This window comes from Micromonospora sp. NPDC004551 (genome assembly GCF_040609975.1).
GTDB lineage: Bacteria > Actinomycetota > Actinomycetes > Mycobacteriales > Micromonosporaceae > Micromonospora.
The window spans coordinates 1-26,766 of the sequence record NZ_JBEXLM010000054.1; the positions used below are offsets into that span (position 1 = coordinate 1).

The following is a 26,766-nucleotide window of genomic DNA, read 5'->3' on the forward strand; positions in this document are numbered from 1 at the left end:
CGAGCGTGCCGAGCGCGGCGGCGAGCGTGCCGAGCGCGGCGGCGAGCGTGCCGAGCGCGGCGAGCGGGCGGAGCGCGGCGAGCGCAACGAGCGTGCCGAGCGCGGTGACCGGGGGGAGCGCAACGAGCGCAACGACCGGGGTGAGCGCAACGACCGCGGCGACCGCAACGACCGGGGTCAGCGCGCCGAGCGCAACGACGACGGTGACGACGACGGCGAGGGCGGCGGCCGGCGCGGCCGGCGCAGCCGGTTCCGGGACCGCCGGCGCGGCCGTGGCGAGCGCCCCGAGGGCGGCGACGGTGGCGGCCGCGAGCCGCAGGTCGGCGAGGACGACGTGCTCGTCCCGGTCGCCGGCATCATCGACGTGCTCGACAACTACGCCTTCGTCCGGACCACCGGCTACCTGGCCGGCCCGAACGACGTGTACGTCTCGATGTCCCAGATCAAGAAGTACGGCCTGCGCCGCGGTGACGCGATCACCGGCGCCGTGCGGGCCGCCCGGGACGGCGAGCAGCGGCGGGACAAGTACAACCCGCTGGTCCGGCTCGACACCATCAACGGGATGGAGCCGGACGAGGCGAAGCGCAGGCCGGAGTTCTACAAGCTCACTCCGCTGTACCCGCAGGAGCGGCTGCGGCTGGAGACCGAGCCGAACGTGCTGACCACCCGGGTCATCGACCTGGTGATGCCGATCGGCAAGGGCCAGCGGGCGCTGATCGTCTCGCCGCCGAAGGCGGGTAAGACCATGGTGCTGCAGGCGATCGCGAACGCGATCACCCGCAACAACCCGGAGTGCCACCTCATGGTGGTGCTGGTCGACGAGCGGCCGGAAGAGGTCACCGACATGCAGCGGTCGGTGAAGGGCGAGGTCATCGCGGCCACGTTCGACCGTCCGCCGCAGGACCACACCACGGTGGCGGAGCTGGCGATCGAGCGGGCGAAGCGCCTGGTCGAGCTGGGCCACGACGTGGTCGTGCTGCTCGACTCGGTGACCCGGCTCGGCCGGTCGTACAACCTGGCGGCGCCGGCCAGTGGCCGGATCATGTCGGGTGGTATCGACTCGACCGCGCTCTACCCGCCGAAGCGCTTCCTGGGTGCGGCGCGGAACATCGAGAACGGCGGCTCGCTCACCATCCTCGCGACGGCGCTGGTGGAGACCGGCTCGATGGCCGACACGGTCATCTTCGAGGAGTTCAAGGGCACCGGCAACGCCGAGCTGAAGCTGGACCGGAAGATCGCCGACAAGCGGGTCTTCCCGGCGATCGACATCAACCCCTCCGGCACCCGCAAGGAGGAGGTCCTGCTCGCGCCGGAGGAGCTGGCGATCGTCCACAAGCTCCGCAAGGTGCTGCACTCGCTGGACTCGCAGGCGGCGCTCGACCTCCTGCTGGACCGGCTCAAGCAGTCCCGCACGAACATCGAGTTCCTGATGCAGATCGCGAAGTCCACCCCGGGCGAGTGACCTGAGGAGCTCCGAGGAGGGGCACGGCCTGCGGGCCGTGCCCCTCTTCGCGTACCCGGGCGGATGAAGGCGTGAAGTTTTTCTTCGGTTAAGCCGGAGGGTATTGAAACTTCTGTTCAGTCTCGGGTTGACTGTGGTCCATGCGAACCCGCAGTCGATCCGCCCGTCTCGCCGGCGTCCTGCTGCTCACGCCGCTGCTCACCCTCGCCGCTCCGGTCCCGCCCGGTGCGGCGGCGGCTGCGGCCGAGCCGCGCACCCCGGCCGAGGACGCGCCCGCCGCCTCCTCCCGTCCCGACTCCGCGGTCGCCCTCGCCGGCGAGCCCGGCGTGGAGCCGGCCGGCGGCCTGGAAACCGCGAAGACCACCCGTCCGGTCGCCCCCGGACTCGACCTGACCTCCTTCGACCGGTACGACGCCGACGGCTGGTTGCGGGCCGACGCCCTCACCGCCGACCTCTCCGGGGGCGTCACCGTCGACTACGTCAACTCCGGCGCCGTCACGCGCGACGAGCCGCTGCGCGCGGCGGTGGACCGCTCCCGGGCGGTGGCCGCGGTCAACGGCGACTTCTTCGACATCAACGCCTCCGGCGCCGCGCAGGGCGTCGGCATCCGCTCCGGCGAGCTGGTCCAGTCGCCGGTGGCCGGGCACACCAACGCCGCCGCGATCAGCGCCGAGGGGATCGGCCGGATCGTCCAGGTCGGCTTCGAGGGCACCGCGACCCTGCCCGCCGGGCCGGTGTCGCTGACCCAGTTCAACAACATGGTGCAGCGCGACGGCGTGGGCGTCTTCACCCCGCTCTGGGGGTCGTACACCCGCAAGCGGGCCGTCGAGGGCGCCGCGCGGGTCGTCGAGGTGACGGTGACCGGCGGCCGGGTCGCGACCGTGGCCACCACGGCGGGGGAGGGCCCGATCCCGGCCGGGACCACGGTGGTCCTCGGCCGCGAGGCCGGTGCCGACGCCCTCGCCGCGCTGCGCCCCGGCGACCCGGTCGATCTGACCTGGCGGCCGAAGGCGTCCGACGGGGGCAGCCCGCGCGCCGCGGTCGGCGGCGGCAGCGTGCTGGTCCGCGACGGCGTGGTGCAGACCATCGCCGACGCGAGCCTGGCCCCGCGCACCTCGGTCGGCTTCTCGGCCGACGGCCGCCGGATGATCCTGCTGACCGTGGACGGCCGGCAGGTGGACAGCCGGGGCGTCACCCAGACCGAGATGGGCCGGATGATGGTCGAGCTGGGCGCGTGGAGCGCGCTCAACCTCGACGGCGGCGGCTCCTCGACCCTGCTGGCCCGGGAGCCGGGCGCCGCGGCGGTCCAGGTGGAGAACAGCCCCTCGGACGGCAGCGAGCGGCCGGTGCCGAACGGCCTGGCGATCTACGCGCCGCAGGGCAGCGGCCGGCTCACCGGCTACTGGCTGGAGACCGCGAGCGACCCGACCGCCGCGCCCGGCGTCGCCCCGATCCGCGGCGGCCGCCCGGACCGGGTCTTCCCCGGCCTCACCCGCCGGCTCACCGCGGCGGGCTACGACGAGACGTACGGGCCGGCCGCCGGCGCGCCGCAGTGGCGGGCCAACCCGGCCGCACAGGGCACCGTGGACGACGGGGTGTTCCGGGCCGGGAAGCCCGGGCGCAGCACCGTCACCGCCTGGCGGGAGGAGGCGCGCGGCACGCTCGACCTCACCGTGCTCGGCCCGCTGCAGCGCGTGGACTCCACGGTGGACCGACTCGGCCTCAACCAGCGGGGCGACACCGGCCTGTTCGGCGTGGTCGGCTACGACGCGGAGGGCAACACCGCGCCGATCGAGCCGGCCGACCTGAAGCTGGAGTACGACCACGACCTGCTCGACGTCACCCCCACGGCCGACGGCAACCTCGCGGTCAAGGCGCTCGGTGACGGCTCGGCGCTGGTCACTGTGCGGGTCGGCGCGAAGACCACCGTGCTCCCGGTCACCATCGGGCTCACCGACGTGCCGGTCGCCGGCTTCGACGACGCCGCCTCCTGGAAGTTCAGCCAGGCGCGGGCCAGCGGGTCGGTCGCCCCGGCCGAGGGGCACACCGGCACCGGCCTGAAGATGTCGTACGACTTCAGCCAGTCCACCGGCACCCGCGCCGCGTACGCGGACCCGCCCGCCTGGATCCCGGTCCCCGGCCAGCCGCAGGCGTTCGGCATGTGGATCAAGAGCAACGGCACCGGCGAGTGGCCCAGCCTGCACCTGCACGACGCGCAGGACACCCAGTTCGTGCTGCGCGGCCCGTACCTGACCTGGACCGGCTGGCGGTACGTCGAGTTCACCGTGCCGCCGGGTGTGCAGTACCCGGTGCGGGTGCGCCGGTTCTACGTGGCCGAGACCGACCCGGCCAAGCAGTACAAGAGCGAGGTCGTCATCGACGACCTGGTGGCCCGGGTGCCCCCGACGGTGCAGGCGCCGGAGGAGCCGAACATCACCGACCGGGTGGTGCTGCGTGACGGCACGGTGGACGGTGCGCCCTGGCGCTTCGCGGTCATGTCCGACGCGCAGTTCGTGGCCGCGAACCCGGACAGCGACCTCGTCGCACAGGCCCGCCGCACGCTGCGCGAGATCCGCGCGGCGAAGCCGGACTTCCTGGTCATCGACGGGGACTTCGTGGACACCGCGTACCCGGCGGACTTCGCGCTGGCCAAGCGGATCCTCGACGAGGAGCTGGGCGGCGAGCTGCCCTACTACTACGTGCCGGGCAACCACGAGATCATGGGCGCCCCGATCGACAACTTCCGGAGCGTGTTCGGTGACACCGCACGGGTCTTCGACCACGAGGGCACCCGCTTCGTCACCCTGAGCACGGCCACCGGCTCGCTGCGCGGCGGCGGGTTCGACCAGGTGGAGCTGCTGCGGAAGACGCTCGACGCGGCGGCCGCCGACCCGGCGGTCGGTTCGGTCACCGTGCTCTTCCACCACCCGCCCCGCGACCCCAGCCCGGCCAAGGCCAGCCAGCTCGGCGACCGGAAGGAGGCCGCCCTCGTGGAGCAGTGGCTGGCCGACTTCCAGCACCGCACCGGCAAGGGCGCGCTGATGATCAACGGGCACGTGGGCACCTTCCACGCCGACCGGGTGGACGGCGTGCCGTACGTGATCAACGGCAACTCGGGCAAGGACCCGTCCACCCCGGCCCGGCTCGGCGGCTTCACGGGCTGGACCGAGTTCGGCGTCGACCCGGTGACCCCGCAGGAGGCGGAACAGGCCCGCCGGGACCCGCTCGCCGAGGGTCCGAGCTGGATCGCGGCGGAGTTCCACGCCCACGCCGACCGTCTCGCCCTGGCCGCACCGGCCGAGGTGGCGGTCGGCGCGCCGGCCGCCGTCACGGCCACGGTCACCCAACCCGGTGGCCGTGCCGTCCCGGTGGCCGCCCCGGTCAGCGCCGACTGGTCCGGCTCGCCGAACCTGCACATCGGCGGCGCCGACGGGGTGAAGCCCTGGCACGTGGCCCGGTTCGACCCGGCGACCGGCCGGCTGACCGCGCTGCGCCCCGGCGCGCAGGTGCTGCTCGCGGTCACCGTCAACGGCGTCCGCGCCGAGGCGACGGTGACCACCGCGGCGGCGGCGGAGGCGCCCGCCGCCTGACCGGCCCGGGGGCGCGGAAGGTGCGTCCGTGCCCCCGGACCGGTGGGCCGCCGGCGGGCTCCTCAACCTGGGGGAGGAGCCCGCCGGCGCCCGCGCGTCAGAAGTCGCCCTCGGCGACCTGGAAGACGGTGAGGCCGAGTGAGCGCCACATCCGGACCACCTGCTGCCGGTCGTCGAAGACCCCGACCACCCGGTAGCGGTCCCGGATCTCCCGCTCGTAGATCTCCTGCTTCACCACGGCGTCCTTGCGGTGGTCGCCGACCGCCCGCAGGTGCAGCGCCAGGTAGGGCACCCGGACGTGCCGGGCCAGCCACGCCTCGGTGTCGGGCCGGGCGGTGGCGTCCCGGCCGGAGCAGAAGACCACCCCGTGCCCGGCCGCGTGCATGGCCCGCACCGCGGCGATCACCGCCTCGTTGGGCGCGTCCTCGCCGACCCGGGTCATGTCGTACGGGCTGCGCGACACGGTCAACGCCACCGTGCCGTCGATGTCGACCAGCACGATGTCGGGGCGCTCGGCGCCCTCCCGCTCCACCCGGGCCGGGCCGCCCGTCCGGGCGGTCGGCACCGGCAGCGGCAGCGGGCGGTTCGCCAGGTAGCGCTCGTGCAACCGGCGGATCGCCGCCTCGCCGACCCGGTCCACCTCGGGGCGCGCCGCGTCCCGGCGCAGGCACTCCTCCAGCGGGACGTCGGTGAAGTCGTGCACCTCGAACGCCGCGCCGTACCGCGCGGCCAGGTCGGCCCAGTCCCGCAGGGTGCGCGAGCGCAGGTTGGTGTCGTCCACGCAGACGCTCACCCGGGCCGCCAGCAGCGCCTCCACCTGGGCCCGCTGCGCCCGGGTGACCTGCCCCTCGGCCCACTGGGTGAAGAGCCGCTCGCCGTGCATCATCCGGCGCAGGTCGTCCCGGTTGATCCGGACCACGCCCGGCTGGAGCCGGCGGGCGAAGGTGGTCTTGCCGGAGGCGGGCAGCCCGCGGGTGGCGATCAGGCGGAACATCCCGTACCTCCCGTTCGTCCCTCGGCCGTCTCCACGAATGCCCGCGAGACGGGCGGGAATGCGTGGCGGGAGGTGTGCGTTACCCCTGCCGGACCTGGTGTGCGGCCCGCTCGACGGGCCGGCGGAAGCCCATGGCACACTGGTCAATCGGCCACCGGTTCCGGTTCACGCCCGAGCCCGTCGTGACGACGGGGAGCACGACGGCGACCCGGCGACCACCGACGAAAGGACCGAGGCGACATGAAGCCCAACATCCACCCGGAGTACGTGACCACCGAGGTCCGCTGCTCCTGCGGCAACACGTTCACGACCCGCAGCACCGCCAAGGGCGGTTCGATCAGCGTCGAGACCTGCAGCGCCTGCCACCCGTTCTACACGGGCAAGCAGCGCGTGCTGGACACCGCCGGCCGGGTCGCGAAGTTCCAGCAGAAGTACGCCAAGGTTCAGGCCAAGAAGGCCAAGTAGCTCCGTCGACGACGCCCGTGTCCGGCTCCGTGCCGGGCGCGGGCGTTCGTCCGTTTGTGCCCGTTTCCGCCCAACCCCGCCCGGTCGTCGTCGAAGGAGCATCCGCAGCATGAGCAGTGAGCGCCTGGCCGCCCTCCTCGACGAGTACGCCGAGCTGGAGCAGCGCCTGGCCGACCCCGCGATCCACGCCGACCAGGGCGCCGCCCGCCGGGTCGGCCGGCGCTACGCGGAGCTGGTCCCGCTGCACAAGGCCGCCGGCGAGCTGGAGCAGGCCCGGGCCGACCTGGCCGCCGCCCGCGAGCTGGCCGCCGAGGACCCGGCCTTCGCCGCCGAGGCCGAGGCGATCGCCGCGTCGCTGCCGGCGCTGGAGGAGCGGCTGGCCGAGCTGCTCATCCCGCGCGACCCGCACGACGCCAAGGACGTGATCGTCGAGATCAAGGCCGGCGAGGGTGGCGAGGAGTCGGCGCTGTTCGCCGGCGACCTGCTGCGGATGTACACCCGCTACGCCGAGCGGCGCGGCTGGGTCACCGAGGTGATCGACGCGCAGGACTCCGACCTCGGCGGGGTCAAGGACGTCTCCCTGGCGATCAAGACCAAGGGCGTGCCCGAGGGCGGCAACGGGGTCTGGTCCCGGCTCAAGTGGGAGGGCGGCGTGCACCGGGTGCAGCGCGTCCCGGTCACCGAGTCGCAGGGCCGGATCCACACCAGCGCGGCCGGCGTGCTGGTGCTGCCCGAGGCCGAGGACGTCGACGTGACCATCGACCCGAACGACCTGCGGATCGACGTGTTCCGCTCGTCCGGGCCGGGCGGCCAGTCCGTCAACACCACGGACTCGGCGGTCCGGATCACCCACGTGCCCACCGGCATCGTGGTCTCCTGCCAGAACGAGAAGTCGCAGCTCCAGAACCGCGAGCAGGCCATGCGTATCCTGCGGGCCCGGCTGCTCGCCGCCGCTCAGGAGCAGGCCGACGCGGCCGCCTCGGACGCCCGTAAGGCGCAGGTGCGCACGGTGGACCGGTCGGAGCGGATCCGCACGTACAACTTCCCGCAGAACCGGATCACCGACCACCGGATCGGCTACACCGCCTACAACCTCGACCTGGCGCTGGCCGGCGAGCTGGACGGGGTGCTCGACGCCCTGGGTGAGGCCGATCGCGCCGCCCGGCTGGCCGGCGAGACGGAGCTGGCCCGGCGCTGACCCGCGCCCGCGCTCAGGAGGCGCGGAGGCGGTCCTTGGCGCGCAGCATCTCCCGGTCGGCCAGCTCGAACGCGGCGCCCAGCGCCTCCCGCACGCTCACCCCGGTGCCCCCGTCGACCTCGGCGAAGCCGATGCTCACCCCGACCGGGGTGCCGGGGACCAGCGACTCCCAGTCCTCGGTGTGCACGGCGGCCTGGATCCGGCGGGCCACCTCGGCCGCCTCCGCCATGCCGGTCTCCGGCAGCACCACGACGAATTCGTCCCCGCCGTAGCGGGACACGAAGTCACCCCGCCGCATCACCCGGTTGATCACCCCGGCGATCCGTTGCAGCACCAGGTCGCCGGAGTGGTGCCCGTGCCGGGTGTTGACCGCCTTGAACCCGTCGAGGTCGCAGACGGCGATCACCACCCGCTCGCCCCGGGCCACCACGGCGCCGATGTAGCGCTCCAGCCGCCGCCGGTTGGGCAGCCCGGTGAGCGGGTCGGTGAGCGCCTCGCCTTCGTAGCGGGCGGCCTCGCGGCGCATCTCCTCGTGGTCGATCCGGGCGGCGATGCCGTCGATGTAGACGTCCCGCAACCGGTCGCTGCGCTGTGCGGCGAGCCGGAACGCGTGCCGGTCGGCCCGGTGCGCGGCGGCGTGGTCACCGGCCCGGGCCAGCGCGATGCTGCGCAGCCGGGGCGCCTCGGCGGCGCCCAGCGTCTCGTCGGAGACCCGGATGGTGTCCAGCCGGGCGACCGCCTCGATGGGCCGGCCCTCGGCGACGGCCAGGCAGACCTGGCCGAGCTGGCGCAGGTCGCGGGCGCGGGCGCTGTCCCCGCCGTGCCCGATCAGCCGGGCCGGGTCGGCGTCCCCACCGGCGTCCACCCGGTCGCCGAGCGAGGCCCGCCGGGCCGCGGCGTAGCCGTAGGCGGCCAGGCTGCTCGGCCGGAGGCTGCCGGCCCGGCCGCTGCGCAGGAACCGCGCCAGGTCGCCGGCCACGTCGCGGAGCACCCGCAGGCAGCCGTCGCTGTCGCCGTTGTGGTCCAGCGCCACCGCGTTGCGCAGCCGGATGCCGGGCGCCGCGAAGGTCTCCTCGGGGATGCCTGCGGTGAGGCCCACCTGGCGGGCGCGCTCGATCGCGCCGAGCGCGTGCCCGTGGAAACTCAGATAGGAGTAGGCCATCGCCAGGTCGTGCCAGCCCCAGGCGGTGTCCCGGTCCGGGTCGTCGTCGGCGCCCAGCGCCCGGGCCGACCGGACCAGATGGGTGACGCAGCGGTCCAGCGCGCCCTGGTGGTGGGCGGCGAGCGCGGCGAGGGCGTTGAGGTGGCCGTGCAGGTAGGGCTCGGCCAAATCCCGGACGGCGGCGTTCGCCTCCTCGATGGCCCGGGTGAACTCCGCCGTCCGACCGAGATTGATCAGCGCGGAGAGGCGCTGCACCAGGGCATCCGCCCGCGCGCGCGGGTCGTCGGTGGTGCGGATGACCCGGTCCAGCAGCGCGCACGCCTCCGCCGAGCGGCTGACCTCCTGCAACGCCCGGGCGCGCCGGAGGGCGTCAACCTGGTCCTCGACCCGGTCGAGCCAGCCCACTCGCGACCTCCTGTCGGTGTGCGTCCGGACGCACCCGCTCGTGAGGTGACCGGCGACGCTTCATGATTATGTCGTGACCTCCCTCCCGCAACACCCGTCCGAAGGGTCAGAACGAGAGCGCCCCTCACTGGTGGTCGCCCGGGCCGCCCGCGCGCTGGCCGCGGCGGGGGTCGAGGCAGCCCGCGCCGAGGCCGAGCAGCTGGCCGCGTACGTGCTGGACGTGCCGCGCGGCCGGCTGGCGCTGGCGGACGGGTTCAGCCCGGCGCAGCGCGACCGCCTCGACACGCTGGTCGACCGGCGGGTGGCCCGGGAACCCCTCCAGCACCTCACCGGCGCCGCCGGCTTCCGGCACCTGGAGCTGGCCGTCGGCCCGGGCGTCTTCGTGCCCCGGCCGGAGACCGAACTGCTCGCCGGCTGGGGGATCGCGCAGGCGGGCCGGCGGGCCGCCCCGCTGGTCGTCGACCTGTGCAGCGGGTCCGGCGCGATCGCCCTGGCGGTCGCCCAGGAGCTGCCGTCGGCCCGGGTGGTGGCCGTGGAGCGGTCCCCGGCGGCGCTGGACTGGCTGCGCCGCAACGCCGCCGCGCGGGCCGCCGCGGGGGACCGGCCGATCGAGGTGGTCGCCGCCGACGTCACCGACCCGGCGCTGCTCGCCGACCTGGTGGGCCGGGTCGACGTGCTGCTCTGCAACCCGCCCTACGTGCCCCGGTCGGTGGCGGTGCCGCCCGAGGTGGCCGCCCACGACCCGGACGAGGCGGTGTTCGGCGGCGCGGACGGGCTGGACATCATCCGACCGGTGGTGGGCCGGGCCGCCGCGCTGCTGCGCCCCGGCGGCGTGCTCGGCGTCGAGCACGACGACACCCACGCCACGGCGGTGCCCGCGCTGCTCGTCGCCGACGGCCGCTACGAGCGGGTCGAGGAGCACGCCGACCTGGTCGGACGGCCCCGGTACGCGACCGCGTCCCGCCGGGCGGACGGCCAGCACGCCGACCCCGCCCCGGCGTGGCAGACTGGCTCCTCGTGATGCTCTACGACTGTCGGTCGCCCGCCGACCGGGACCGCGGCATCGAGGCGGCCATCGAGGCGGTCAAGAACGGGGAGCTCGTCGTCCTGCCGACCGACACGGTCTACGGCATCGGCGCCGACGCCTTCACGCCGTACGCCGTGAAGGCCCTCGCGGACGCCAAGGGCGGCACCCGGCAGGCGCCGCCGGTGCTGATCGGTTCCCGGCACACCCTCGACGGCCTGGTCTTCTCGCTGCCCCGCTCCGCCCGCGAGCTGGTCGAGGCGTTCTGGCCCGGCGCGCTGACCATCGTGGTCGAGCACTCGCCGAGCCTGGCCTGGGACCTGGGCGACTCCAGCGGCACGGTGGCGGTGCGGATGCCGCTGCACCCGGTGGCGCTGGAGGTGCTGCGGGAGACCGGCCCGATGGCGGTGGCCTCGGCCAACAAGGTCGGCCAGCCCGCCGCGCTCACCGCCGAGGAGGCCCGCGACCAGCTCGGCTACGGCGTCCGCGCCTACCTGGAGGCCGGCCCGGCGCTCGACCCGGTGCCGAGCACGATCGTCGACCTGACCGGCGAGGTGCCCCGGGTGCTGCGCCAAGGCGCGGTCACGCTGGAGAAGCTGCGGGACGTGGTGCCGGACATCCTCGACGAGCGGGGGGTCTGAGTGCCCCCGTTCACCGTGCTGCACGTCTGCATGGGCAACATCTGCCGGTCCCCGATGGCCGAGCGGCTGCTCGCGCTCGCCGTCCGGGAGCGGCTGGGCCGGCTCGGCGTCGACCCGGCCCGCGCCGACGAGCTGGTGCACAGCCACAGCGCCGGCACCGGCGGCTGGCACGCCGGCGAGGAGATGAACCCCCCGGCCGCCCGGCAGGTGACCTCGCGGGGTGGCGCGGTGGACGGGTTCGCCGCCCGCCGGCTCCGCTCCGACCTGATCGACGCCGCCGACCTGGTCCTCACCGCCACCGCCGACCAGCAGGAGTACGTGGTGGCGCTGCGCCCGGACGCCGCCGCGCGCACCTTCGTGCTGGGCGAGTTCGGCCGGCTGCTCGGCGCGCTCGACCGGGCCGCGCTGCCCCCGGTGGAGGCCACCCCCGACGCGGTGCACGCCCGGGGCGTGGCGCTGGTGGCGGCGGCGGACGCGGCCCGGCAGGGCAGCGGCGCGCTGCCCACCGACGACCTGGACGACCCCTGGGGTCGCGGCGACCAGTGCTTCAGCCGGGTGGCCGACGAGATCGAGGAGACCGTCCAGCCGCTGGCCACCGCGCTGCTTCCCTGAGGTTCATTCTTTCTCGCGAACTTCCTGCGCGTTTCGCCGAAGATTGCGGCGAAACCGCCGATTCCGGTCATTCTGAACGGGTCCGTACGGCCGGCTCCTGCGGGGAGAGCTGATGAACCGGGCCCACCTGAACAAGCTGTTCACCGTCCTGCTCGCCGGCGTGCTCGCCGGGCTGGCCCTCGGCGCCGCCGCGCTGCCGGCCGCACTGGTCTTCGGGCTCGGCTTCAAGAACCTGATGCCCTACGCCGCGCTGCCGGAGTCGCTGAAGACGCCGGAACCGGCCCAGCGCTCCAACCTCTACGCCAGCGACGGCCGCACCCTCATCACCTCGTTCTACGTCGAGGACCGGGTGGACGTGCCGGTCGGGGAGGTGGCGCCGGTCATGCGGCAGGCCATCGTGGCCGCCGAGGACGTCCGGTTCTACCAGCACCACGGCGTCGACGTGCGCGGCGTGGCGCGGGCCTTCACGGCCAACCGGCGGGAGGGCACCCGGCAGGGCGCCTCCACGCTGACCATGCAGTACGTGCGCAACGCGCTGGCCGGTGACCCCCGGCTGACCGAGGAGCAGCGGGCCCGGGCCACCGAGATCACCGTCGGTCGCAAGATCCGCGAGATGCGGTACGCGCTGGCCCTGGAACGGCAGCTCAGCAAGGACGAGATCCTCGGGCGCTACCTCAACATCGCCTACTTCGGCGCCGGCGCGTACGGCATCGCGGCGGCCAGCAAGCGCTACTTCTCCACCACGCCGGCCAAGCTCACCCTGGCGCAGTCGGCGCTGCTCGCCGGCCTGGTCCGGTCACCGGACACCGACGACCCGATCAACGGCGACGCCGACTCGGCGCTGGGCCGCCGGGCGTACGTGCTGGACCGGATGGTGGAGACCGGCCAGGTGGCCGCGACCGACGCCGCCCGGGCCAAGGGCGAGCAGCTCAACCTCAAGCCCAGCGCCACCCCGAACGACTGCACCGCGGTGCCCGCCGGGCACAACGACTGGGGCTTCTTCTGCGACTGGTTCACCCAGTGGTGGAACGCCCAGCCCGCCTTCGGCAAGACGGCGGACGAGCGGCAGCGCACCCTGCGCCGGGGCGGCTGGTCGATCGTCTCCTCTCTCGACGCCGACGTGCAGGCCAAGGCCACCGAGCAGGTGCTGCGGATCTATCCGAACAGCAACCAGCGGGCCGCGCCGACCGCGGTGGTGCAGCCGGGCACCGGCCGGGTGCTGGCCATGGCCGTGAACCGCAACTACAGCGTGGCGCCGAACGCGGCCGCCGGGCGGAACTACCCGAACACGGTCAACCAGCTGGTCGCGGGCGGCGCGGGCATCGAGGGCTACCAGGCCGGCTCGACCTTCAAGCTCTTCGCCGTGCTGGCCGCGCTGGAGTCCGGGCTGCCGCTGAACACCGAGTTCGACGCGCCCGGCGTCTACGTCACGAAATATCCGATCGACGGCGGCCCGGCGAGCTGCGGGGGCCACTGGTGCCCGGAGAACGCCAACCCGACCTGGATGAACGGTGACCGCACCATGTGGGACGCGTTCGGCCGGTCGGTGAACACCTACTTCGCCTGGCTGACCGAGCGGGTCGGCGCGGACCGGGTGGTGGAGATGGCCCAGCGGCTGGGCATCGTGTTCCGCTCGCCCGAGGACGCCGCGCTGGCCCGGGACGGCGCGCAGAACTGGGGTCCGTTCACCCTCGGGGTCTCCTCGACCACCCCGCTCGACCTGGCCAACGCGTACGCCACGGTGGCCGCCGAGGGGACCTGGTGCCGGCCCACCCCGATCACCTCGATCACGGACGCGACCGGGCGGAAGGTGAGCGCCGGCAACCCGGACTGCCGCCAGGTGCTCGACACCGAGGTGGCCCGGGCGGCGGCGGACGCGGCCCGCTGCCCGGTCGGCGACCAGTCGATGTACCGCCGCTGCGACGGCGGCACCGCCGAGCAGCTGGCCCCGGGCCTGCACCGCCCGCTCGCCGGCAAGACCGGCAGCTCCGAGCGGAACGCCACGGAGACCGTGGTCGCCTTCACGCCGCAGCTCTCCGTGGCGACCATCGCCGCGAACCCGGACGATCCCCGGGACGCCGTGGGCGGCGGGGTCCAGGTCCGCCAGATCGAGGCCGTGGGCCGCCTCCTCGCGTGGGCCCTGCGGGACGAGCCCGTCCTGGACTTCGTCCCGCCGAGCCAGACCGTGGCCCTGGAACGCACCAGTCCGCGCAGCGGCAACTGACCCCAGTCAGTGCCGGCCGGGCCGCTCGGCGCCGCGGGCGATGTTGCGGGCCATGCCGCCGAAGACGACGGCGTGGAACGGGGCGACCGAGGCCCAGTAGAGGTGGCCGGGCAGGCCGTGGGGGAGGAACACGGCGCGCTGGACGTACCGGCTGCGGCCGTCACCGGCCGGCTCGACGCGCATCTCCAGCCAGGCGCGGCCGGGCAGCCGCATCTCGGCGCGCAGCCGCAGCAGCTCGCCGGGGACGATCTCCTCGACCCGCCAGAAGTCCAGCGCCTCGCCGACCTGGAGGCGGTGCGGGTCGCGCCGGCCCCGGCGCAGCCCCACCCCGCCGACGAGCCGGTCCAGCCAGCCCCGCACCGACCAGGCCAGCGGGAACGAGTACCAGCCGTGCTCGCCACCGACCCCCTCGACGACCCGCCACAGGTCCGCCGGCGGTGCGCCCACGGCCCGCTCCCGCACGTCGGTGTACGCCGTCCCACCCGACCACTGCGGATCGGTGGGCAGCGGCTCGGCCGGCGCGTCGGGCCCACTCGCGGTCGACCAGCGGGTCTCCACCTGGGCGTCGCGCACCTTCGCCAGGGCCAGGGCGACCGCCTCGTCGAAGCCGGTCAACCCGCCGGGCGGGTCGGGCACGTACCGGGCGATGTCGTGCTCGCGGGCGACCGCCTCGTGGACCAGGCTCTCCACCAGCGGCCGGGCGATCGAGTTCGGCACCGGCGTCACCCAGCCGACCCAGTGCGAAGAGAGTGACGGGGTCAGCGGCCGGACCGGCAGGATGATCCGCCGGCGCAGGCCGGCGACCCGGGCGTACCGCTGCATCATGTCCTGGAAGGTGAGCACCTCCGGGCCGCCGATGTCGAAGGCCCGGTTCACCTCGGGCGGCAGGTCGGCGCAGCCGACCAGGTAGCGCAGCACGTCGCGGACGGCGATCGGCTGGATCCGGTTGCGCACCCAGCGCGGCGTGACCATGCCCGGCAGCCGCTCGGTCAGATAGCGCAGCATCTCGAACGAGGCCGAGCCGGACCCGATGATCACGGCGGCCCGCAGCACCACCGCCGGCACGCCGCTGGCCAGCAGGATCCGGCCGACCTCCGCGCGGGACCGCAGGTGCGCCGACGGGACGTTCCGGTCCGCCGCGGGCTCCGGCCCGCCCAGGTAGACGATCCGGCGTACGCCCGCGGCGCGGGCCGCGGCGGCGAAGTTCTCCGCCGCCTCCCGGTCGGCCGCCTCGAAGCCCCGCTGGCCGAGCGAGTGGACCAGGTAGTAGGCCACGTCCACGCCCTCGAACGCGGCCGGCAGCGTCTCGGGCCGGCGCAGGTCGCCCTCGACGATCTCGGCCCGGGACGCCCACGGCACGTCGCGCAGCCGTCCCGCCTTGCGGGCCAGGCAGCGAACGGTGTGCCCGTCGGCCAGCAGCCGGGGCGCGAGGCGACCACCGATGTAACCCGTGGCGCCGGTGACGAGGCATCGCACGGCTTCCAGTCTGCGGCTCCGTAGACTCCTTCGCTGTGGAGAACGCGAGGAACACCTTCTGGGGGCCGGACTTCCAGCAGCTCAGCGCCGCCGATCCGGAGATCGCCGAGGTGGTGCTGGGGGAGTTGGCGCGGCTGCGCGGCGGGCTGCAACTGATCGCCAGCGAGAACCTCACCTCGCCGGCGGTGCTGGCCGCCCTGGGTTCCACGCTGACCAACAAGTACGCCGAGGGCTACCCGGGCCGGCGCTACTACGGCGGCTGCGCCGAGGTCGACCGGGCCGAGGAGCTCGGCATCGCCCGGGCCAGGGAGCTGTTCGGCGCCGAGCACGCCAACCTCCAGCCGCACTCCGGCGCGAGCGCCAACCTGGCCGCGTACGCCGCCCTGGTGCAGCCGGGTGACACCGTGCTGGCCATGGACCTGCCGCACGGCGGGCACCTCACCCACGGCAGCCGGGTGAACTTCTCCGGCAAGTGGTTCCACCCGGTCGGCTACACCGTCCGGCGGGACACCGAGCTGATCGACTACGACGAGGTGCGCGACCTGGCCCTCGCGCACCGGCCGAAGCTCATCATCTGCGGCGCGACGGCGTACCCGAGGTTGATCGACTTCGCCCGGTTCCGGGCGATCGCCGACGAGGTCGACGCCTACCTGATGGTGGACGCGGCGCACTTCATCGGGCTGGTCGCCGGGCGGGCGATCCCGTCCCCGGTCCCGTACGCCGACGTGGTCACCTGCACCACCCACAAGGTGCTGCGCGGCCCGCGCGGCGGCATGATCCTCTGCCGGGAGCCGCTGGCCGCCCGGATCGACAAGGCGGTCTTCCCGTTCACCCAGGGCGGCCCGCTGATGCACGCGGTCGCCGCCAAGGCGGTCGCCCTGCGCGAGGCCGCCCAGCCGGAGTTCCGGGCGTACGCCTCCCAGGTCGTCAGCAACGCCCAGGCGCTCGCCGACGGGCTCGCCGCCGAGGGCATGCGGCCGGTCTCCGGCGGCACCGACACCCACCTGGCCCTGATCGACCTGCGCGAGGCCGGGGTGACCGGGGCCGCGGCCGAGGCGCGCTGCGACTCCGCCGGCATCACGCTGAACAAGAACGCCATCCCGTACGACCCGCAGAAGCCGATGGTCGCCTCCGGCATCCGGGTCGGCACGCCCAGCGTCACCACTCAGGGCATGCGCGAGGGCGAGATGCGCCGGATCGCCACGCTGATCGCCCGTGCCGTGCGCACCGACCCGGAGTCGCCCGGGGGCGCCGACGAGCTGGGCCGGATCGCCGGCGACGTGACCGAGCTGGTCGGGGCCTTCCCGGCGTACCCCCGTGGCTGACCCGGGGACGCGCGCGGCGGAGGCGGCCGCGGACCGCGGGTGGCGGCTGCGTCACCTGCCCGTACTGGTGATCGCCTCGGTGCTGATGGCCGCCGTGGCGGCGGTGGCCGGCGGACTGGCCCGGGGAGCCGACGGCGCCCTGGGCGCCGCGGCCGGGGTGGCCGTCACCGCGGCCAGCTACACGCTCACGACAGTCGTGCTGGCCTGGGCGGACGCCCGGGACCCGCAGCTCGTGCTCCCGTTCGGGCTGGGCGTCTACATCGCCAAGATGACCCTGCTCGCCGGGGTGATGGTGCTGGTGGCGTCGACCGGCTGGCCGGGGCTCGTCCCGTTCGCCCTGGGCATCGCCGCGGGCATCGTGGTGTGGACCGGGGTGCACATCTGGTGGCTGACCACCGTGCACTCCCGCCGCGTCCACGGCTGAACCATCCCAGTGTTCGGACGGCCGCCGGTGTGTCCGCGATCGGTCATTCTCTCAGTGGCGGGAGGGGAGTAGCGTGCCTCCAGACGACTTCGCCCACCCGTGTCCCACACAACCAGGTTGTGCGGGGGGTGAGGCACAGCCTCTTCGGCTCGACTGATATCGTTCGCCCCGTCATGGCCGGTGACCAGAAACCCCCCAGCGCTGGCGGCCCGAGCGACGTTCCGCCCGGTGCCGGTCAGGGGTGGACCGCGCTCTCGTACCTCATCGGGGGCATGCTCGTCTGGGGTTTCATCGGCTGGCTGGTCGACCGTTGGCTCGACACCGGAGGCGTCGCCACCGGGATCGGGATCGTGCTCGGCATGGCCGGGGGGATCATCCTGGTCGTCCGCCGACTGGGCACGCCTACTTAGGAAGGGACGCGGTGTTCGGACAGGCGAACGTCCTGGCTCAGGGCCAGGCGGAATTCCCACCGAAGGTGGGGGACTTCTACCTGCCCAGCATCCTGCCCTGGGGTGCGGAGAACTCGTACTGGTTCACCAAGATCACGGCGATGGTGTGGATCGCCGTCGGCGTCCTGATCATCTTCTTCCTGGCCAGTTACCGGAACCCCCAGCTGGTCCCGACCAAGAAGCAGTGGTTCGCCGAGTCGATCTACGGCTTCGTGCGCAACAACATCGCGGTCGACATGATCGGGCACGCGGGGGTGCGCTTCGCGCCCTACTTCACGACGCTGTTCTGCTTCGTCCTGCTGACGAACGCGTTCGCGATCATCCCGTTCTTCCAGATCTCGCCGAACTCGCACATCGCCTTCCCGGCCTTCCTCGCCGTGATCAGCTACGTGCTCTTCAACTACATCGGCATCCGGCACCACGGCTTCGTGAAGTACTTCAAGAACTCCCTGATCCCGCCGGCGCCCTGGTACATCCTGCCGCTGCTGATCCCGATCGAGTTCTTCTCCACCTTCCTGGTCCGGCCGTTCTCGCTCGCCGTCCGTCTCTTCGCGAACATGTTCGCCGGCCACATGCTCCTGCTGGTCTTCACGCTCGGCGGGTTCGCCATGCTCAGCGCCAACGCCTGGCTGGCTCCGGTCTCGGTGCTGTCCTGGGTGATGACGATCGCGCTGACCTTCCTCGAGTTCCTGGTGATCTGTCTGCAGGCGTACGTCTTCACGGTGCTGACCGCCAGCTACGTGCAGGGCGCGCTCGCCGACGAGCACTGATTCACTTCGCACCAACCGTTGTCGTCCCGCGTGACCGTCACGCGTGATAACCAGGAGGAACCGCAATGAGCATCCTTGCCGAGGTAACGGGCAGCACCGCTGCCATCGGTTACGGCCTGGCCGCCATCGGCCCGGGCATCGGCGTGGGCCTGGTCTTCTCGGCCTACATCCAGTCGACGGCCCGCCAGCCGGAGTCGTCCCGGATGACCCTCCCGTACGTCTGGATCGGCTTCGCCGTCATCGAGGCCCTGGCGCTGCTCGGTATCGCCTTCGGCTTCATCTGGGCCGGCTGATCCGCCTTCTCTGACCGGGAGGTTTCCCATGTACTTCCTCGCCGCTGAGGGTGGTGAGACGACCCACAACCCGATCATCCCCGTCTGGCAGGAGATCGTGGTCGGTGGGATCGCCTTCCTCGTCCTCTGCTTCGTGCTGATGAAGTTCGTCTTCCCCCGCATGGAGCAGACGTTCCAGGCCCGGGTCGACGCGATCGAGGGCGGCATCAAGCGCGCCGAGGCCGCCCAGGCCGAGGCGAACCAGCTGCTCGAGCAGTACCGGGCCCAGCTCGCGGAGGCGCGTACCGACGCCGCCAAGATCCGCGACGACGCCCGGGCCGACGCCGAGGGCATCCGTCAGGACATCCTCGCCAAGGCGCGCGAGGAGTCCGACCGGATCATCGCCGCCGGCAAGGAGCAGCTCGCCGCGGAGCGGGCCACCATCGTGCGCGAGCTGCGCACCGAGGTCGGCACCATCGCGGTGGACCTGGCCAGCAGGATCGTCGGTGAGTCGCTCGCCGACGAGGCGCGTCGCAAGGGCACCGTGGACCGGTTCCTGAGCGGTCTCGAGAGCACGGGGGCCCGCTGATGCAGGCCGCCAGCCGGGAGTCGTACAAGGTCGCGGCCGACCGCCTCGACGAGTACGCCCGCGGCGCGGAGCCGTCGGCGGTGGCCTCCACCGCCGACGACATCCTCTCCGTCGCCGCCCTGCTGCGGCGCGAGCCGCGGCTGCGCCGGGCGCTGTCCGACCCGGCCCGCAGCGGTGCGGACCGGAGCGGCCTGCTCGGCGACATGCTGCGCGGCCGGATCGGCGCCGACGCGCTCGACCTGCTCGCCTCGCTCGTCGCCGGCCGCTGGTCGGCTCCGTCGGAGCTGCTCGACGGCGTCGAGCGGCTGGGCGTGGAGGCGCTCCTGGCGAGCGCCGACAAGGCCGGCGAGCTGGGCGAGGTCGAGGACGAGCTGTTCCGCTTCGGGCAGGTCGTCTCGGGCTCCCCGGAGCTGTCCAACGCGCTCTCCGACCCGATGGCCCCGGCCGAGCGGCGGGCCACCCTGGCCGACCAGCTGCTCGCCGGCAAGGCCCGGCCGATCACCGGTCGCCTCGTCGGGGCCGCGCTCGGCGGCTTCGGGGGACGCTCCTTCACCGGGGCGCTCACCCGGCTGGTCGAGCTGGCCGCCGACCGGCGGGACCGCCAGGTCGCATACGTGACCGTCGCGGCCCCGCTGAGTGACGAGGAGGAGCGACGCCTGGGTGCCCGCCTCTCCGAGATGTACGGTCGGGAGGTCTCCGTCAAGCAGACGGTGAACCCCGACGTGCTCGGCGGAGTGAGTGTCCGGGTCGGTTCCGACCTGTACGACGGCACCGTCCTGCGCCGCCTCAACGAGACCCGCAACGCGCTCGCGAAGCGCTGATCAGCGCCACGCAGCCCTGATTCGATGCCATCGGACCGGTCGGTACTAGGTATCCCGGGCCCCTGATACTTAAGGAAGCAGAGGATGGCCGAGCTGACCATCTCGACGGAGGAGATCCGCGGCGCCCTGGAGCGCTACGTCTCCTCCTACACGGCCGACGTCTCCCGCGAGGAGGTCGGCACCGTCGCCGACGCCGGTGACGGCATCGCCCACGTCGAGGGTCTGCCCTCGACCATGACCAACGAGCTCCTGGAGTTCGAGGACGGCACGCTCGGCGTGGCGCTGAACCTCGACGTCCGGGAGATCGGTGTCGTCGTCCTCGGTGACTTCGGCGGGATCGAGGAGGGGCAGCGGGTCAAGCGGACCGAGCGCGTGCTCTCCGTCCCGGTCGGCGACGCGTTCCTCGGCCGCGTGGTGAACGCGCTCGGCGAGCCGATCGACGGCCTCGGCGACATCGCCAACGAGGGCTACCGCGAGCTGGAGCTCCAGGCCCCGAACGTGATGTCCCGGCAGTCGGTCTTCGAGCCCCTGCAGACCGGCATCAAGGCCGTCGACGCCATGACCCCGATCGGTCGTGGTCAGCGCCAGCTGATCATCGGTGACCGGAAGACCGGCAAGACCACGGTCGCCCTGGACGCCATCCTCAACCAGCGGGACAACTGGCGCTCCGGCGACCCGACGAAGCAGGTCCGCTGCATCTACGTCGCCGTCGGCCAGAAGGCCTCCACCATCGCCTCCATCAAGGGGACGCTGGAGGAGGCCGGCGCGATGGAGTACACCACCATCGTGGCCTCCCCGGCCTCCGACCCGGCCGGCTTCAAGTACCTCGCCCCGTACACCGGCTCGTCCATCGGCCAGCACTGGATGTACGGCGGCAAGCACGTCCTGATCGTCTTCGACGACCTGAGCAAGCAGGCCGAGGCGTACCGGGCCGTGTCGCTGCTGCTGCGCCGCCCGCCGGGCCGCGAGGCCTACCCGGGTGACGTCTTCTACCTGCACTCCCGGCTGCTGGAGCGCTGCGCCAAGCTCTCCGACGAGCTGGGCGGCGGCTCGATGACCGGTCTGCCGATCATCGAGACCAAGGCGAACGACATCTCGGCGTTCATCCCCACCAACGTCATCTCCATCACCGACGGCCAGATCTTCCTGGAGACCGACCTGTTCAACCAGGGCGTCCGGCCGGCCATCAACGTCGGCACCTCGGTCTCCCGGGTCGGTGGCGCCGCGCAGGTGAAGCCGATGCGGAAGGTGGCCGGTTCGCTCCGGCTCAACCTGGCCCAGTACCGCGAGCTGGAGGCGTTCGCCGCCTTCGCCTCCGACCTGGACAAGGCCTCCCGCGCCCAGCTGGACCGCGGTTCCCGCCTGGTCGAGCTGCTCAAGCAGCCGAACTACTCGCCGTACCCGGTGCAGGAGCAGGTCGTCTCCGTGTGGGCCGGCACCGAGGGCAAGCTGGACGACATCCCGGTGGGCGAGGTCCGCCGCTTCGAGTCGGAGTTCCTCCAGTACCTCCGGCACAAGCACGAGGGCGTCCTGGCGGCCATCGCCGACAACAAGTGGGACGACGACATCATCGGCTCGCTCGACTCGGCCATCACCGAGTTCAAGAAGGTCTTCCTGGGCAAGGAGGACGAGCACCGGATCAACGAGCCGGCCGCGCAGCCGCTGGAGGGCGAGGAGAACCGCGAGACGGTGACCCGCTTCCGCGACGGCTCGACCGACCGCCCGGCTGAGAGCTGACGATGGCCGCGCAGGTTCGCGTTCTTCGTCAACGGATCCGCTCGGCGAAGTCGATGAAGAAGATCACCAAGGCGATGGAGCTCGTCGCGACGAGCCGCATCGCCAAGGCCCAGGCCCGGGTGGCGGCTTCGCTGCCGTACGCCCAGGCCATCACCGGCGTGCTCACGGCGCTGGCCTCGAACGCGCGGATCGACCACCCGCTGCTCACCCCGCGCGAGCGGGTGCAGCGGGCGGGCGTCCTGCTCGTCACGGCCGACCGTGGCCTGGCCGGTGGTTACAGCACCAACGCGATCCGGACCGCGGAGTCGCTGATCGCCCGGCTGCGGGCGGACGGCAAGGAGCCGGTGCTCTACGTCGTCGGCCGCAAGGGCGTGACGTACTACCGGTTCCGCAACCGGGAGATCGCGGCGAGCTGGACGGGCTTCTCCGAGCAGCCGGGCTTCTCCGACGCGCGAGAGGTGGGCGAGACGCTGATCAAGGCGTTCTCGGCCGGCGCGGACGACGTCGAGGGTCAGGCCGGCGCGGACGGGATCGTCGGCATCGACGAGCTGCACATCGTCTACACCGAGTTCAAGTCCCTGATGACCCAGACTCCGGTCGCGAAGATCATCGGCCCGATGCAGGTCGAGGACCGTCCGCGGTCCGAGGGCCTGCTGCCGGCGTACGAGTTCGAGCCGGAGGCGGAGGCGCTGCTCGACGCGCTGCTGCCGAAGTACATCAACACGCGGATCTACGCGGCGTTGCTGGAGTCGGCGGCCAGCGAGTCGGCGGCCCGTCGGCGGGCCATGAAGAGCGCCACCGACAACGCCGAAGAGATGATCGAGAAGTACACGCGCGAGATGAACTCGGCCCGCCAGGCCGGGATCACCCAGGAGATCAGTGAGATCGTCGGCGGCGCGAACGCGCTGGCCGCGTCGGGAAGTGAAGTGTGATGACTGCCCCAGTAGAGACCAAGACGGCCACGGGTCGCGTGGTCCGGGTCATCGGCCCGGTCGTCGACGCCGAGTTCCCGCGCGACGCCATGCCGGACCTGTTCAACGCCCTCCACGTGAACGTGACGCTCTCCGGCGGCGAGAAGACGCTGACCCTCGAGGTCGCCCAGCACCTGGGTGACAACGTGGTCCGCGCAATCTCGATGCAGCCGACCGACGGCCTGGTCCGCGGCTCGGAGGTCCGGGACACCGGCTCGCCGATCACCGTGCCGGTGGGCGACGCCGTCAAGGGCCACGTGTTCAACGCGATCGGCGAGGTCCTCAACCTCACCGAGGGCGAGACGCTCGAGGCGGACGACCGCTGGCAGATCCACCGCAAGGCCCCGGCCTTCGCGGACCTGGAGCCGAAGACCGAGATGCTGGAGACCGGCATCAAGGTCATCGACCTGCTCGCCCCGTACGTCAAGGGCGGCAAGATCGGCCTGTTCGGCGGCGCGGGCGTGGGCAAGACGGTGCTCATCCAGGAGATGATCACCCGGGTGGCCCGGAACTTCGGTGGTACCTCGGTCTTCGCCGGCGTGGGTGAGCGCACCCGTGAGGGCAACGACCTCATCGCCGAGATGACCGAGTCCGGCGTCATCGACAAGACCGCGCTGGTCTACGGCCAGATGGACGAGCCGCCGGGCACCCGCCTGCGGGTCGCCCTCTCCGCGCTGACCATGGCGGAGTACTTCCGCGATGTGAAGAAGCAGGAGGTGCTGCTCTTCATCGACAACATCTTCCGCTTCACCCAGGCCGGTTCCGAGGTCTCCACGCTGCTCGGCCGCATGCCGAGCGCCGTGGGTTACCAGCCGACCCTGGCCGACGAGATGGGCGAGCTCCAGGAGCGGATCACCTCCGTCCGGGGCCAGGCCATCACCTCGATGCAGGCGATCTACGTGCCCGCCGACGACTACACCGACCCGGCGCCGGCCACCACGTTCGCCCACCTGGACGCGACCACCAACCTGGAGCGGTCGATCTCCGACAAGGGCATCTACCCGGCCGTGGACCCGCTGGCGTCCTCGTCCCGGATCCTCGCCCCGGACTTCGTCGGCGCCGAGCACTTCGCGGTCGCCACCGAGGTGAAGCGGATCCTGCAGCGCTACAAGGACCTGCAGGACATCATCGCCATCCTCGGCATCGAGGAGCTCTCCGAGGAGGACAAGGTCACGGTGGGCCGGGCCCGCCGGATCGAGCGCTTCCTGTCGCAGAACACCTACGCCGCCGAGCAGTTCACCGGCGTGCCGGGCTCGACGGTCCCGATCAAGGAGACCATCGACGCGTTCAAGAAGATCAGCGAGGGCGAGTACGACCACTTCCCCGAGCAGGCGTTCTTCATGTGCGGCGGTCTCGAGGACCTCGAGAAGAAGGCCAAGGAGCTGATGGAGGGCTGAGAGCCCGATCACACTCCACAGAGGCCGCCCCGACGATGTCGGGGCGGCCTCTGCCTGTTCAGGGTCCCTCGTTACCAGATGCCCGGTTCTGCGGCAAGCGGTTCGGCAGGCCGCGCGGTACCGTTCGTGACACGACGCTCACATCATGGGCGTTGATCTCTGCAACGAAACGGATCCGCTCGCCCGTCTACCAGTCGTGGGCGTGACGATGGGAGATGCTCGTGGGTGAGGCCGGCGCGGACCGCGGCAAGCGGTCCATGTGGCGCGGCGTGCCGCGATGGGCGCGGGTCTGCACGATCCTCGGCGTCGTCATGATGGTGCTCAGCGGCTCCGTGCTGGTGGGCTACCACGCGCTGGTCGCCCGCTACGAGGGTGCGGTCGGCAAGGGCGACCTCTTCGGCGACCAGGCGGCCGGCGCCAACCAGAAGAAGAGCGACATCAAGGGCCCGCTGAACATCCTGCTGGTGGGTGTCGACCCCCGCAACACGAAGGCCCGCCCGCTCGCCGACTCGATCATGGTCCTGCACGTGCCGGCCGGCCTGGACCGGGCCTACCTCTTCTCGCTCCCGCGCGACCTGCGGGTGGAGATCCCCAGCTTCCCCAAGGCCGACTACGCCGGCGGCACCGACCGGATCAACGCCGCCATGTCGCACGGCAGCGTGGTGGCCGGGCAGAACCCGAGCGCGGCGCAGGGCTTCGAACTGCTCGCCCAGACCGTCCAGCGGGTCACCGGGATCGAGCGCTTCGACGCCGGTGCGATCATCAACTTCACCGGCTTCAAGAAGATCGTCGACGCCATGGGCGGCGTCGACATGTACATCGAGCGGGACGTCACGTCCGAGCACCTGAAGCCGGACGGCACGCCGCGCCAGCTGAAGCCGGGCGGTGGCGGCTACCTGGGCCCGCAGGCCGTCTACAAGAAGGGCAACGCCCACCTCAAGGGCTGGCAGGCGCTGGACTACGTCCGGCAGCGCTACCCGCGCAACGGCGTGCCCGATGCCGACTACGGCCGGCAGCGGCACCAGCAGCAGTTCATCAAGGCGATGGCGAACCAGGCGTTCAGCGCCGACGTGGTGACCAACCCGGTGAAGCTGGACCGGGTGCTCCGCGCGGCCGGCCAGTCGCTGGTCTTCAACGGCCGGGGCAACAGCGTGGTCGACTTCGCCCTCGCCCTGAAGGGAATCCGGGCCGACTCGATCGAGACGATCAAGCTGCCCGGCGGCCCGGTCGAGACCAGTCGCGGATACCAGGGGGAACGCCTGCTGCCACCCGCCGAGGACTTCTTCGCGGCGCTGCGCAACGAGCAACTCGACGCGTTCCTGCTGGAGCACCCGGACTTCAAGCAGAAGAACAAGTAGCGTGAGCGCCAGCGGGCCCCGGCGGGTGCCGGGGCTCGTCGACGTGACCGTGGCGCAGCTCTCGCCACCCGCGTTGGGTGGGCTTCCGGGGCGCGACTAGACTTTCGGCAATCCGCCGCCGCAGCAAGGAGACAGCGTGGCACAGCAGCTTCACGTCGAGCTCGTAGCCGTCGAGGAGAAGGTCTGGTCCGGCGAGGCCGAGATGGTCGTCGCCCGAACGACCGAGGGTGAGCTGGGTGTGCTGCCGGGGCACGCGCCCCTGCTCGGCCAGCTCGCGGAGCCCAGCCAGGTACGCATCAAGCAGGCCGGCGGCGAGCAGCTCGCGTACGACGTGGCGGGCGGGTTCCTGTCGGTGTCCGGTGAGGGCGTGACCGTCCTCGCCGAGAGCGCCACCCCGGCCACCCCGGCGCGCTGAGCCGACCCGCCGATGGAGATCGTGGAAGGGATCGGAATCGGCGTCGCGGTCATTCTCGTGGCGCTTCTGATCCTCTTCATTCGGCGGGCCCTGTTCACCCGCAGCGGGGGCATCATCCGACTCAGCGTGCGGGTCTCCACGATCCTCGACGGCCGGGGCTGGTCACCCGGCTTCGGCCGTTTCGTCGGCGACGAGCTCCGCTGGTACCGCATGTTCAGCTTCGCGCTGCGTCCCAAGCGGGTGCTCTCCCGCAAGACGCTGGCCGTGGAGCGGCGCCGGCTGCCCGAGGGCCAGGAACGGCTCTCCATGCCGTCCGACTGGGTGATCGTGCGCTGTACCAGCAACCACGCCCCCGTCGAGATCGCCATGGCACGGTCCACGGTCACCGGCTTCCTCTCCTGGCTCGAGGCCGCCCCACCCGGGGCGGTCTCGCCGCGTCTGGCCTCCCAGGACTGGCCTGCCGCCTGACCGCGCCTCGCCCGCTTGCCCGGCCCCGGTCCGGCTGAACCAGCGACCCCGCGTCGCTCGTTTGCTCTGCAGCCACGGGCGCAGCGGCGGCATTGTTCTCTTGCTCTGCAGCCACCCGCGCAGCGCCGGCCGTGCGCTCTTGCTCTGCAGCCACCGGCGCAACACCGGCGGACTTCGGGGTGCTGCGTGGAGGGCTGCAGAGCAAAGGCGACCGAGCGGATGGCCTGGGTCGTGTGGTCGCCCCGCCCAGCGGTGACATTTTGGGTTGTATGTCCCCTTCGCGCCTCGCCGTCGGCCGCTGGGTGGAACGCTATGGATGTCTCCGACGCCGGGATACCTCCATGGGGTTCCACCGGCCGTCCCGGGCTGGGCGGGCTGTCCGTTTCGCGGGTGACCGGGGGCACGCTGGTGGCGGAATGGCTGGTGGGCGGGGGTCGTTATACCCGGTGCACGACCGAGGACCACGGCCCCGCCCAGCGGGGTGCCCGGCCCCACGGAGGCAGGGCGCTCCAGCTAG

The 26,766-nt window shown here is 72.6% G+C and carries 24 protein-coding genes; 21 read left to right on the forward strand and 3 right to left on the reverse strand.

All coding sequences use genetic code 11. The features are described from left to right. A partial coding sequence (gene rho, locus ABZW14_RS33280) for a transcription termination factor Rho (protein WP_355354896.1) occupies nt 1-1,462 on the forward strand: 1,462 nt, incomplete at its 5' end. A 140-nt stretch (nt 1,463-1,602) separates the two neighbouring features. Beyond that, the gene (locus ABZW14_RS33285) at nt 1,603-5,052 is read left to right on the forward strand and encodes a phosphodiester glycosidase family protein (RefSeq protein ID WP_355354899.1); all 3,450 of its coding nucleotides are present in this window, start codon (nt 1,603-1,605) and stop codon (nt 5,050-5,052) included. A gap of 97 nt (nt 5,053-5,149) precedes the next feature. Here ABZW14_RS33285 and ABZW14_RS33290 read toward each other — a convergent pair whose 3' ends face one another. Further along, entirely contained in the window at nt 5,150-6,046 is an 897-nt protein-coding gene (locus tag ABZW14_RS33290; protein ID WP_355354902.1) for an AAA family ATPase, read from the reverse strand. Nucleotides 6,047-6,286: 240 nt separating this feature from the next. Between ABZW14_RS33290 and rpmE the strand changes: the two genes are divergently transcribed. Together rpmE and prfA are read left to right on the forward strand one after the other, a co-directional pair. Continuing rightward, nucleotides 6,287-6,511, forward strand: a complete 225-nt coding sequence (gene rpmE, locus ABZW14_RS33295) for a 50S ribosomal protein L31 (RefSeq protein ID WP_091262200.1) — start codon at nt 6,287-6,289, stop codon at nt 6,509-6,511. A gap of 109 nt (nt 6,512-6,620) precedes the next feature. Next, entirely contained in the window at nt 6,621-7,709 is a 1,089-nt protein-coding gene (gene prfA, locus ABZW14_RS33300; RefSeq protein ID WP_355354905.1) for a peptide chain release factor 1, read from the forward strand. Between the two features lie 13 nt (nt 7,710-7,722). Here prfA and ABZW14_RS33305 read toward each other — a convergent pair whose 3' ends face one another. Next, the gene (locus ABZW14_RS33305; protein WP_355354908.1) at nt 7,723-9,276 is read right to left on the reverse strand and encodes a GGDEF domain-containing protein; all 1,554 of its coding nucleotides are present in this window, start codon (nt 9,274-9,276) and stop codon (nt 7,723-7,725) included. Nucleotides 9,277-9,349: 73 nt separating this feature from the next. Here ABZW14_RS33305 and prmC point away from each other — a divergent pair, with 73 nt between their 5' ends. From prmC to ABZW14_RS33325, 4 genes are all read left to right on the forward strand, one after another. Beyond that, nucleotides 9,350-10,297 (forward strand): peptide chain release factor N(5)-glutamine methyltransferase, encoded by a 948-nt coding sequence (gene prmC / locus ABZW14_RS33310; RefSeq protein ID WP_355354911.1) that lies wholly within the window; start codon nt 9,350-9,352, stop codon nt 10,295-10,297. After that, entirely contained in the window at nt 10,297-10,941 is a 645-nt protein-coding gene (locus tag ABZW14_RS33315) for an L-threonylcarbamoyladenylate synthase (RefSeq protein WP_091263067.1), read from the forward strand. The genes prmC and ABZW14_RS33315 overlap by 1 nt, the downstream gene beginning before the upstream one ends. Then, nucleotides 10,942-11,553 carry a phosphotyrosine protein phosphatase gene (locus tag ABZW14_RS33320; protein WP_355354914.1) on the forward strand — a complete coding sequence of 204 codons (612 nt, stop codon included), beginning with the start codon at nt 10,942-10,944 and terminating at the stop codon, nt 11,551-11,553. 112 nt (nt 11,554-11,665) lie between these two features. Further along, complete coding sequence (locus ABZW14_RS33325; RefSeq protein WP_355354917.1) at nt 11,666-13,777, forward strand: transglycosylase domain-containing protein; 2,112 nt, start codon at nt 11,666-11,668, stop codon at nt 13,775-13,777. 6 nt (nt 13,778-13,783) lie between these two features. On the opposite strand, the gene ABZW14_RS33330 is transcribed toward ABZW14_RS33325, so the two are convergent. Beyond that, on the reverse strand, nt 13,784-15,253 hold the full coding sequence (locus ABZW14_RS33330; RefSeq protein ID WP_355354920.1) for an SDR family oxidoreductase: 1,470 nt from the start codon (nt 15,251-15,253) through the stop codon (nt 13,784-13,786). Between the two features lie 35 nt (nt 15,254-15,288). Between ABZW14_RS33330 and glyA the strand changes: the two genes are divergently transcribed. From glyA to ABZW14_RS33395, 13 genes are all read left to right on the forward strand, one after another. Beyond that, on the forward strand, nt 15,289-16,578 hold the full coding sequence (gene glyA, locus ABZW14_RS33335) for a serine hydroxymethyltransferase (protein WP_355354923.1): 1,290 nt from the start codon (nt 15,289-15,291) through the stop codon (nt 16,576-16,578). Continuing rightward, nucleotides 16,571-17,002, forward strand: coding sequence for a hypothetical protein (locus tag ABZW14_RS33340; protein WP_355354926.1), 432 nt, complete (start codon nt 16,571-16,573; stop codon nt 17,000-17,002). The genes glyA and ABZW14_RS33340 overlap by 8 nt, the downstream gene beginning before the upstream one ends. 173 nt (nt 17,003-17,175) lie before the next feature. Beyond that, nucleotides 17,176-17,412: an AtpZ/AtpI family protein gene (locus ABZW14_RS33345; RefSeq protein ID WP_212832731.1), complete on the forward strand. Its 237-nt coding sequence runs from the start codon at nt 17,176-17,178 to the stop codon at nt 17,410-17,412. Nucleotides 17,413-17,423: 11 nt separating this feature from the next. Then, the gene (gene atpB, locus ABZW14_RS33350) at nt 17,424-18,221 is read left to right on the forward strand and encodes a F0F1 ATP synthase subunit A (protein ID WP_355354929.1); all 798 of its coding nucleotides are present in this window, start codon (nt 17,424-17,426) and stop codon (nt 18,219-18,221) included. A gap of 65 nt (nt 18,222-18,286) precedes the next feature. Then, nucleotides 18,287-18,514: a F0F1 ATP synthase subunit C gene (locus ABZW14_RS33355; protein ID WP_091318740.1), complete on the forward strand. Its 228-nt coding sequence runs from the start codon at nt 18,287-18,289 to the stop codon at nt 18,512-18,514. Between the two features lie 28 nt (nt 18,515-18,542). Next, entirely contained in the window at nt 18,543-19,082 is a 540-nt protein-coding gene (locus ABZW14_RS33360; RefSeq protein ID WP_355354933.1) for a F0F1 ATP synthase subunit B, read from the forward strand. Continuing rightward, nucleotides 19,082-19,903 (forward strand): F0F1 ATP synthase subunit delta, encoded by an 822-nt coding sequence (locus tag ABZW14_RS33365; RefSeq protein WP_355354936.1) that lies wholly within the window; start codon nt 19,082-19,084, stop codon nt 19,901-19,903. The genes ABZW14_RS33360 and ABZW14_RS33365 overlap by 1 nt, the downstream gene beginning before the upstream one ends. Before the next feature lie 84 nt (nt 19,904-19,987). Beyond that, a complete protein-coding gene (gene atpA, locus ABZW14_RS33370; RefSeq protein WP_355354939.1) occupies nt 19,988-21,640 on the forward strand; it encodes a F0F1 ATP synthase subunit alpha in 1,653 nt (550 codons plus the stop codon). Nucleotides 21,641-21,642: 2 nt separating this feature from the next. Further along, the gene (locus ABZW14_RS33375) at nt 21,643-22,572 is read left to right on the forward strand and encodes a F0F1 ATP synthase subunit gamma (RefSeq protein WP_355354942.1); all 930 of its coding nucleotides are present in this window, start codon (nt 21,643-21,645) and stop codon (nt 22,570-22,572) included. Then, nucleotides 22,572-24,008 carry a F0F1 ATP synthase subunit beta gene (gene atpD, locus ABZW14_RS33380; protein WP_355354945.1) on the forward strand — a complete coding sequence of 479 codons (1,437 nt, stop codon included), beginning with the start codon at nt 22,572-22,574 and terminating at the stop codon, nt 24,006-24,008. Before ABZW14_RS33375 ends, atpD begins: the two co-directional genes overlap by 1 nt. 215 nt (nt 24,009-24,223) lie before the next feature. After that, nucleotides 24,224-25,366 carry an LCP family protein gene (locus tag ABZW14_RS33385; protein ID WP_355354948.1) on the forward strand — a complete coding sequence of 381 codons (1,143 nt, stop codon included), beginning with the start codon at nt 24,224-24,226 and terminating at the stop codon, nt 25,364-25,366. A 136-nt stretch (nt 25,367-25,502) separates the two neighbouring features. Further along, nucleotides 25,503-25,781 (forward strand): F0F1 ATP synthase subunit epsilon, encoded by a 279-nt coding sequence (locus ABZW14_RS33390; RefSeq protein WP_091318756.1) that lies wholly within the window; start codon nt 25,503-25,505, stop codon nt 25,779-25,781. Nucleotides 25,782-25,793: 12 nt separating this feature from the next. After that, entirely contained in the window at nt 25,794-26,249 is a 456-nt protein-coding gene (locus tag ABZW14_RS33395; RefSeq protein ID WP_355354951.1) for a DUF2550 domain-containing protein, read from the forward strand. Nucleotides 26,250-26,766: the final 517 nt, after the last annotated feature.

What these genes read in the sequence shown, in the direction of transcription:
- ABZW14_RS33285 (WP_355354899.1), top strand. Translation starts at nt 1,603, where the DNA reads ATGCGAACCCGCAGTCGATCCGCCCGTCTCGCCGGCGTCCTGCTGCTC.
- ABZW14_RS33290 (WP_355354902.1), bottom strand. Translation starts at nt 6,046, where the DNA reads ATGTTCCGCCTGATCGCCACCCGCGGGCTGCCCGCCTCCGGCAAGACC.
- rpmE (WP_091262200.1), top strand. Translation starts at nt 6,287, where the DNA reads ATGAAGCCCAACATCCACCCGGAGTACGTGACCACCGAGGTCCGCTGC.
- prfA (WP_355354905.1), top strand. Translation starts at nt 6,621, where the DNA reads ATGAGCAGTGAGCGCCTGGCCGCCCTCCTCGACGAGTACGCCGAGCTG.
- ABZW14_RS33315 (WP_091263067.1), top strand. Translation starts at nt 10,297, where the DNA reads ATGCTCTACGACTGTCGGTCGCCCGCCGACCGGGACCGCGGCATCGAG.
- ABZW14_RS33325 (WP_355354917.1), top strand. Translation starts at nt 11,666, where the DNA reads ATGAACCGGGCCCACCTGAACAAGCTGTTCACCGTCCTGCTCGCCGGC.
- ABZW14_RS33345 (WP_212832731.1), top strand. Translation starts at nt 17,176, where the DNA reads ATGGCCGGTGACCAGAAACCCCCCAGCGCTGGCGGCCCGAGCGACGTT.
- ABZW14_RS33355 (WP_091318740.1), top strand. Translation starts at nt 18,287, where the DNA reads ATGAGCATCCTTGCCGAGGTAACGGGCAGCACCGCTGCCATCGGTTAC.
- ABZW14_RS33360 (WP_355354933.1), top strand. Translation starts at nt 18,543, where the DNA reads ATGTACTTCCTCGCCGCTGAGGGTGGTGAGACGACCCACAACCCGATC.
- ABZW14_RS33365 (WP_355354936.1), top strand. Translation starts at nt 19,082, where the DNA reads ATGCAGGCCGCCAGCCGGGAGTCGTACAAGGTCGCGGCCGACCGCCTC.
- atpA (WP_355354939.1), top strand. Translation starts at nt 19,988, where the DNA reads ATGGCCGAGCTGACCATCTCGACGGAGGAGATCCGCGGCGCCCTGGAG.
- ABZW14_RS33375 (WP_355354942.1), top strand. Translation starts at nt 21,643, where the DNA reads ATGGCCGCGCAGGTTCGCGTTCTTCGTCAACGGATCCGCTCGGCGAAG.
- atpD (WP_355354945.1), top strand. Translation starts at nt 22,572, where the DNA reads ATGACTGCCCCAGTAGAGACCAAGACGGCCACGGGTCGCGTGGTCCGG.
- ABZW14_RS33385 (WP_355354948.1), top strand. Translation starts at nt 24,224, where the DNA reads ATGCTCGTGGGTGAGGCCGGCGCGGACCGCGGCAAGCGGTCCATGTGG.
- ABZW14_RS33395 (WP_355354951.1), top strand. Translation starts at nt 25,794, where the DNA reads ATGGAGATCGTGGAAGGGATCGGAATCGGCGTCGCGGTCATTCTCGTG.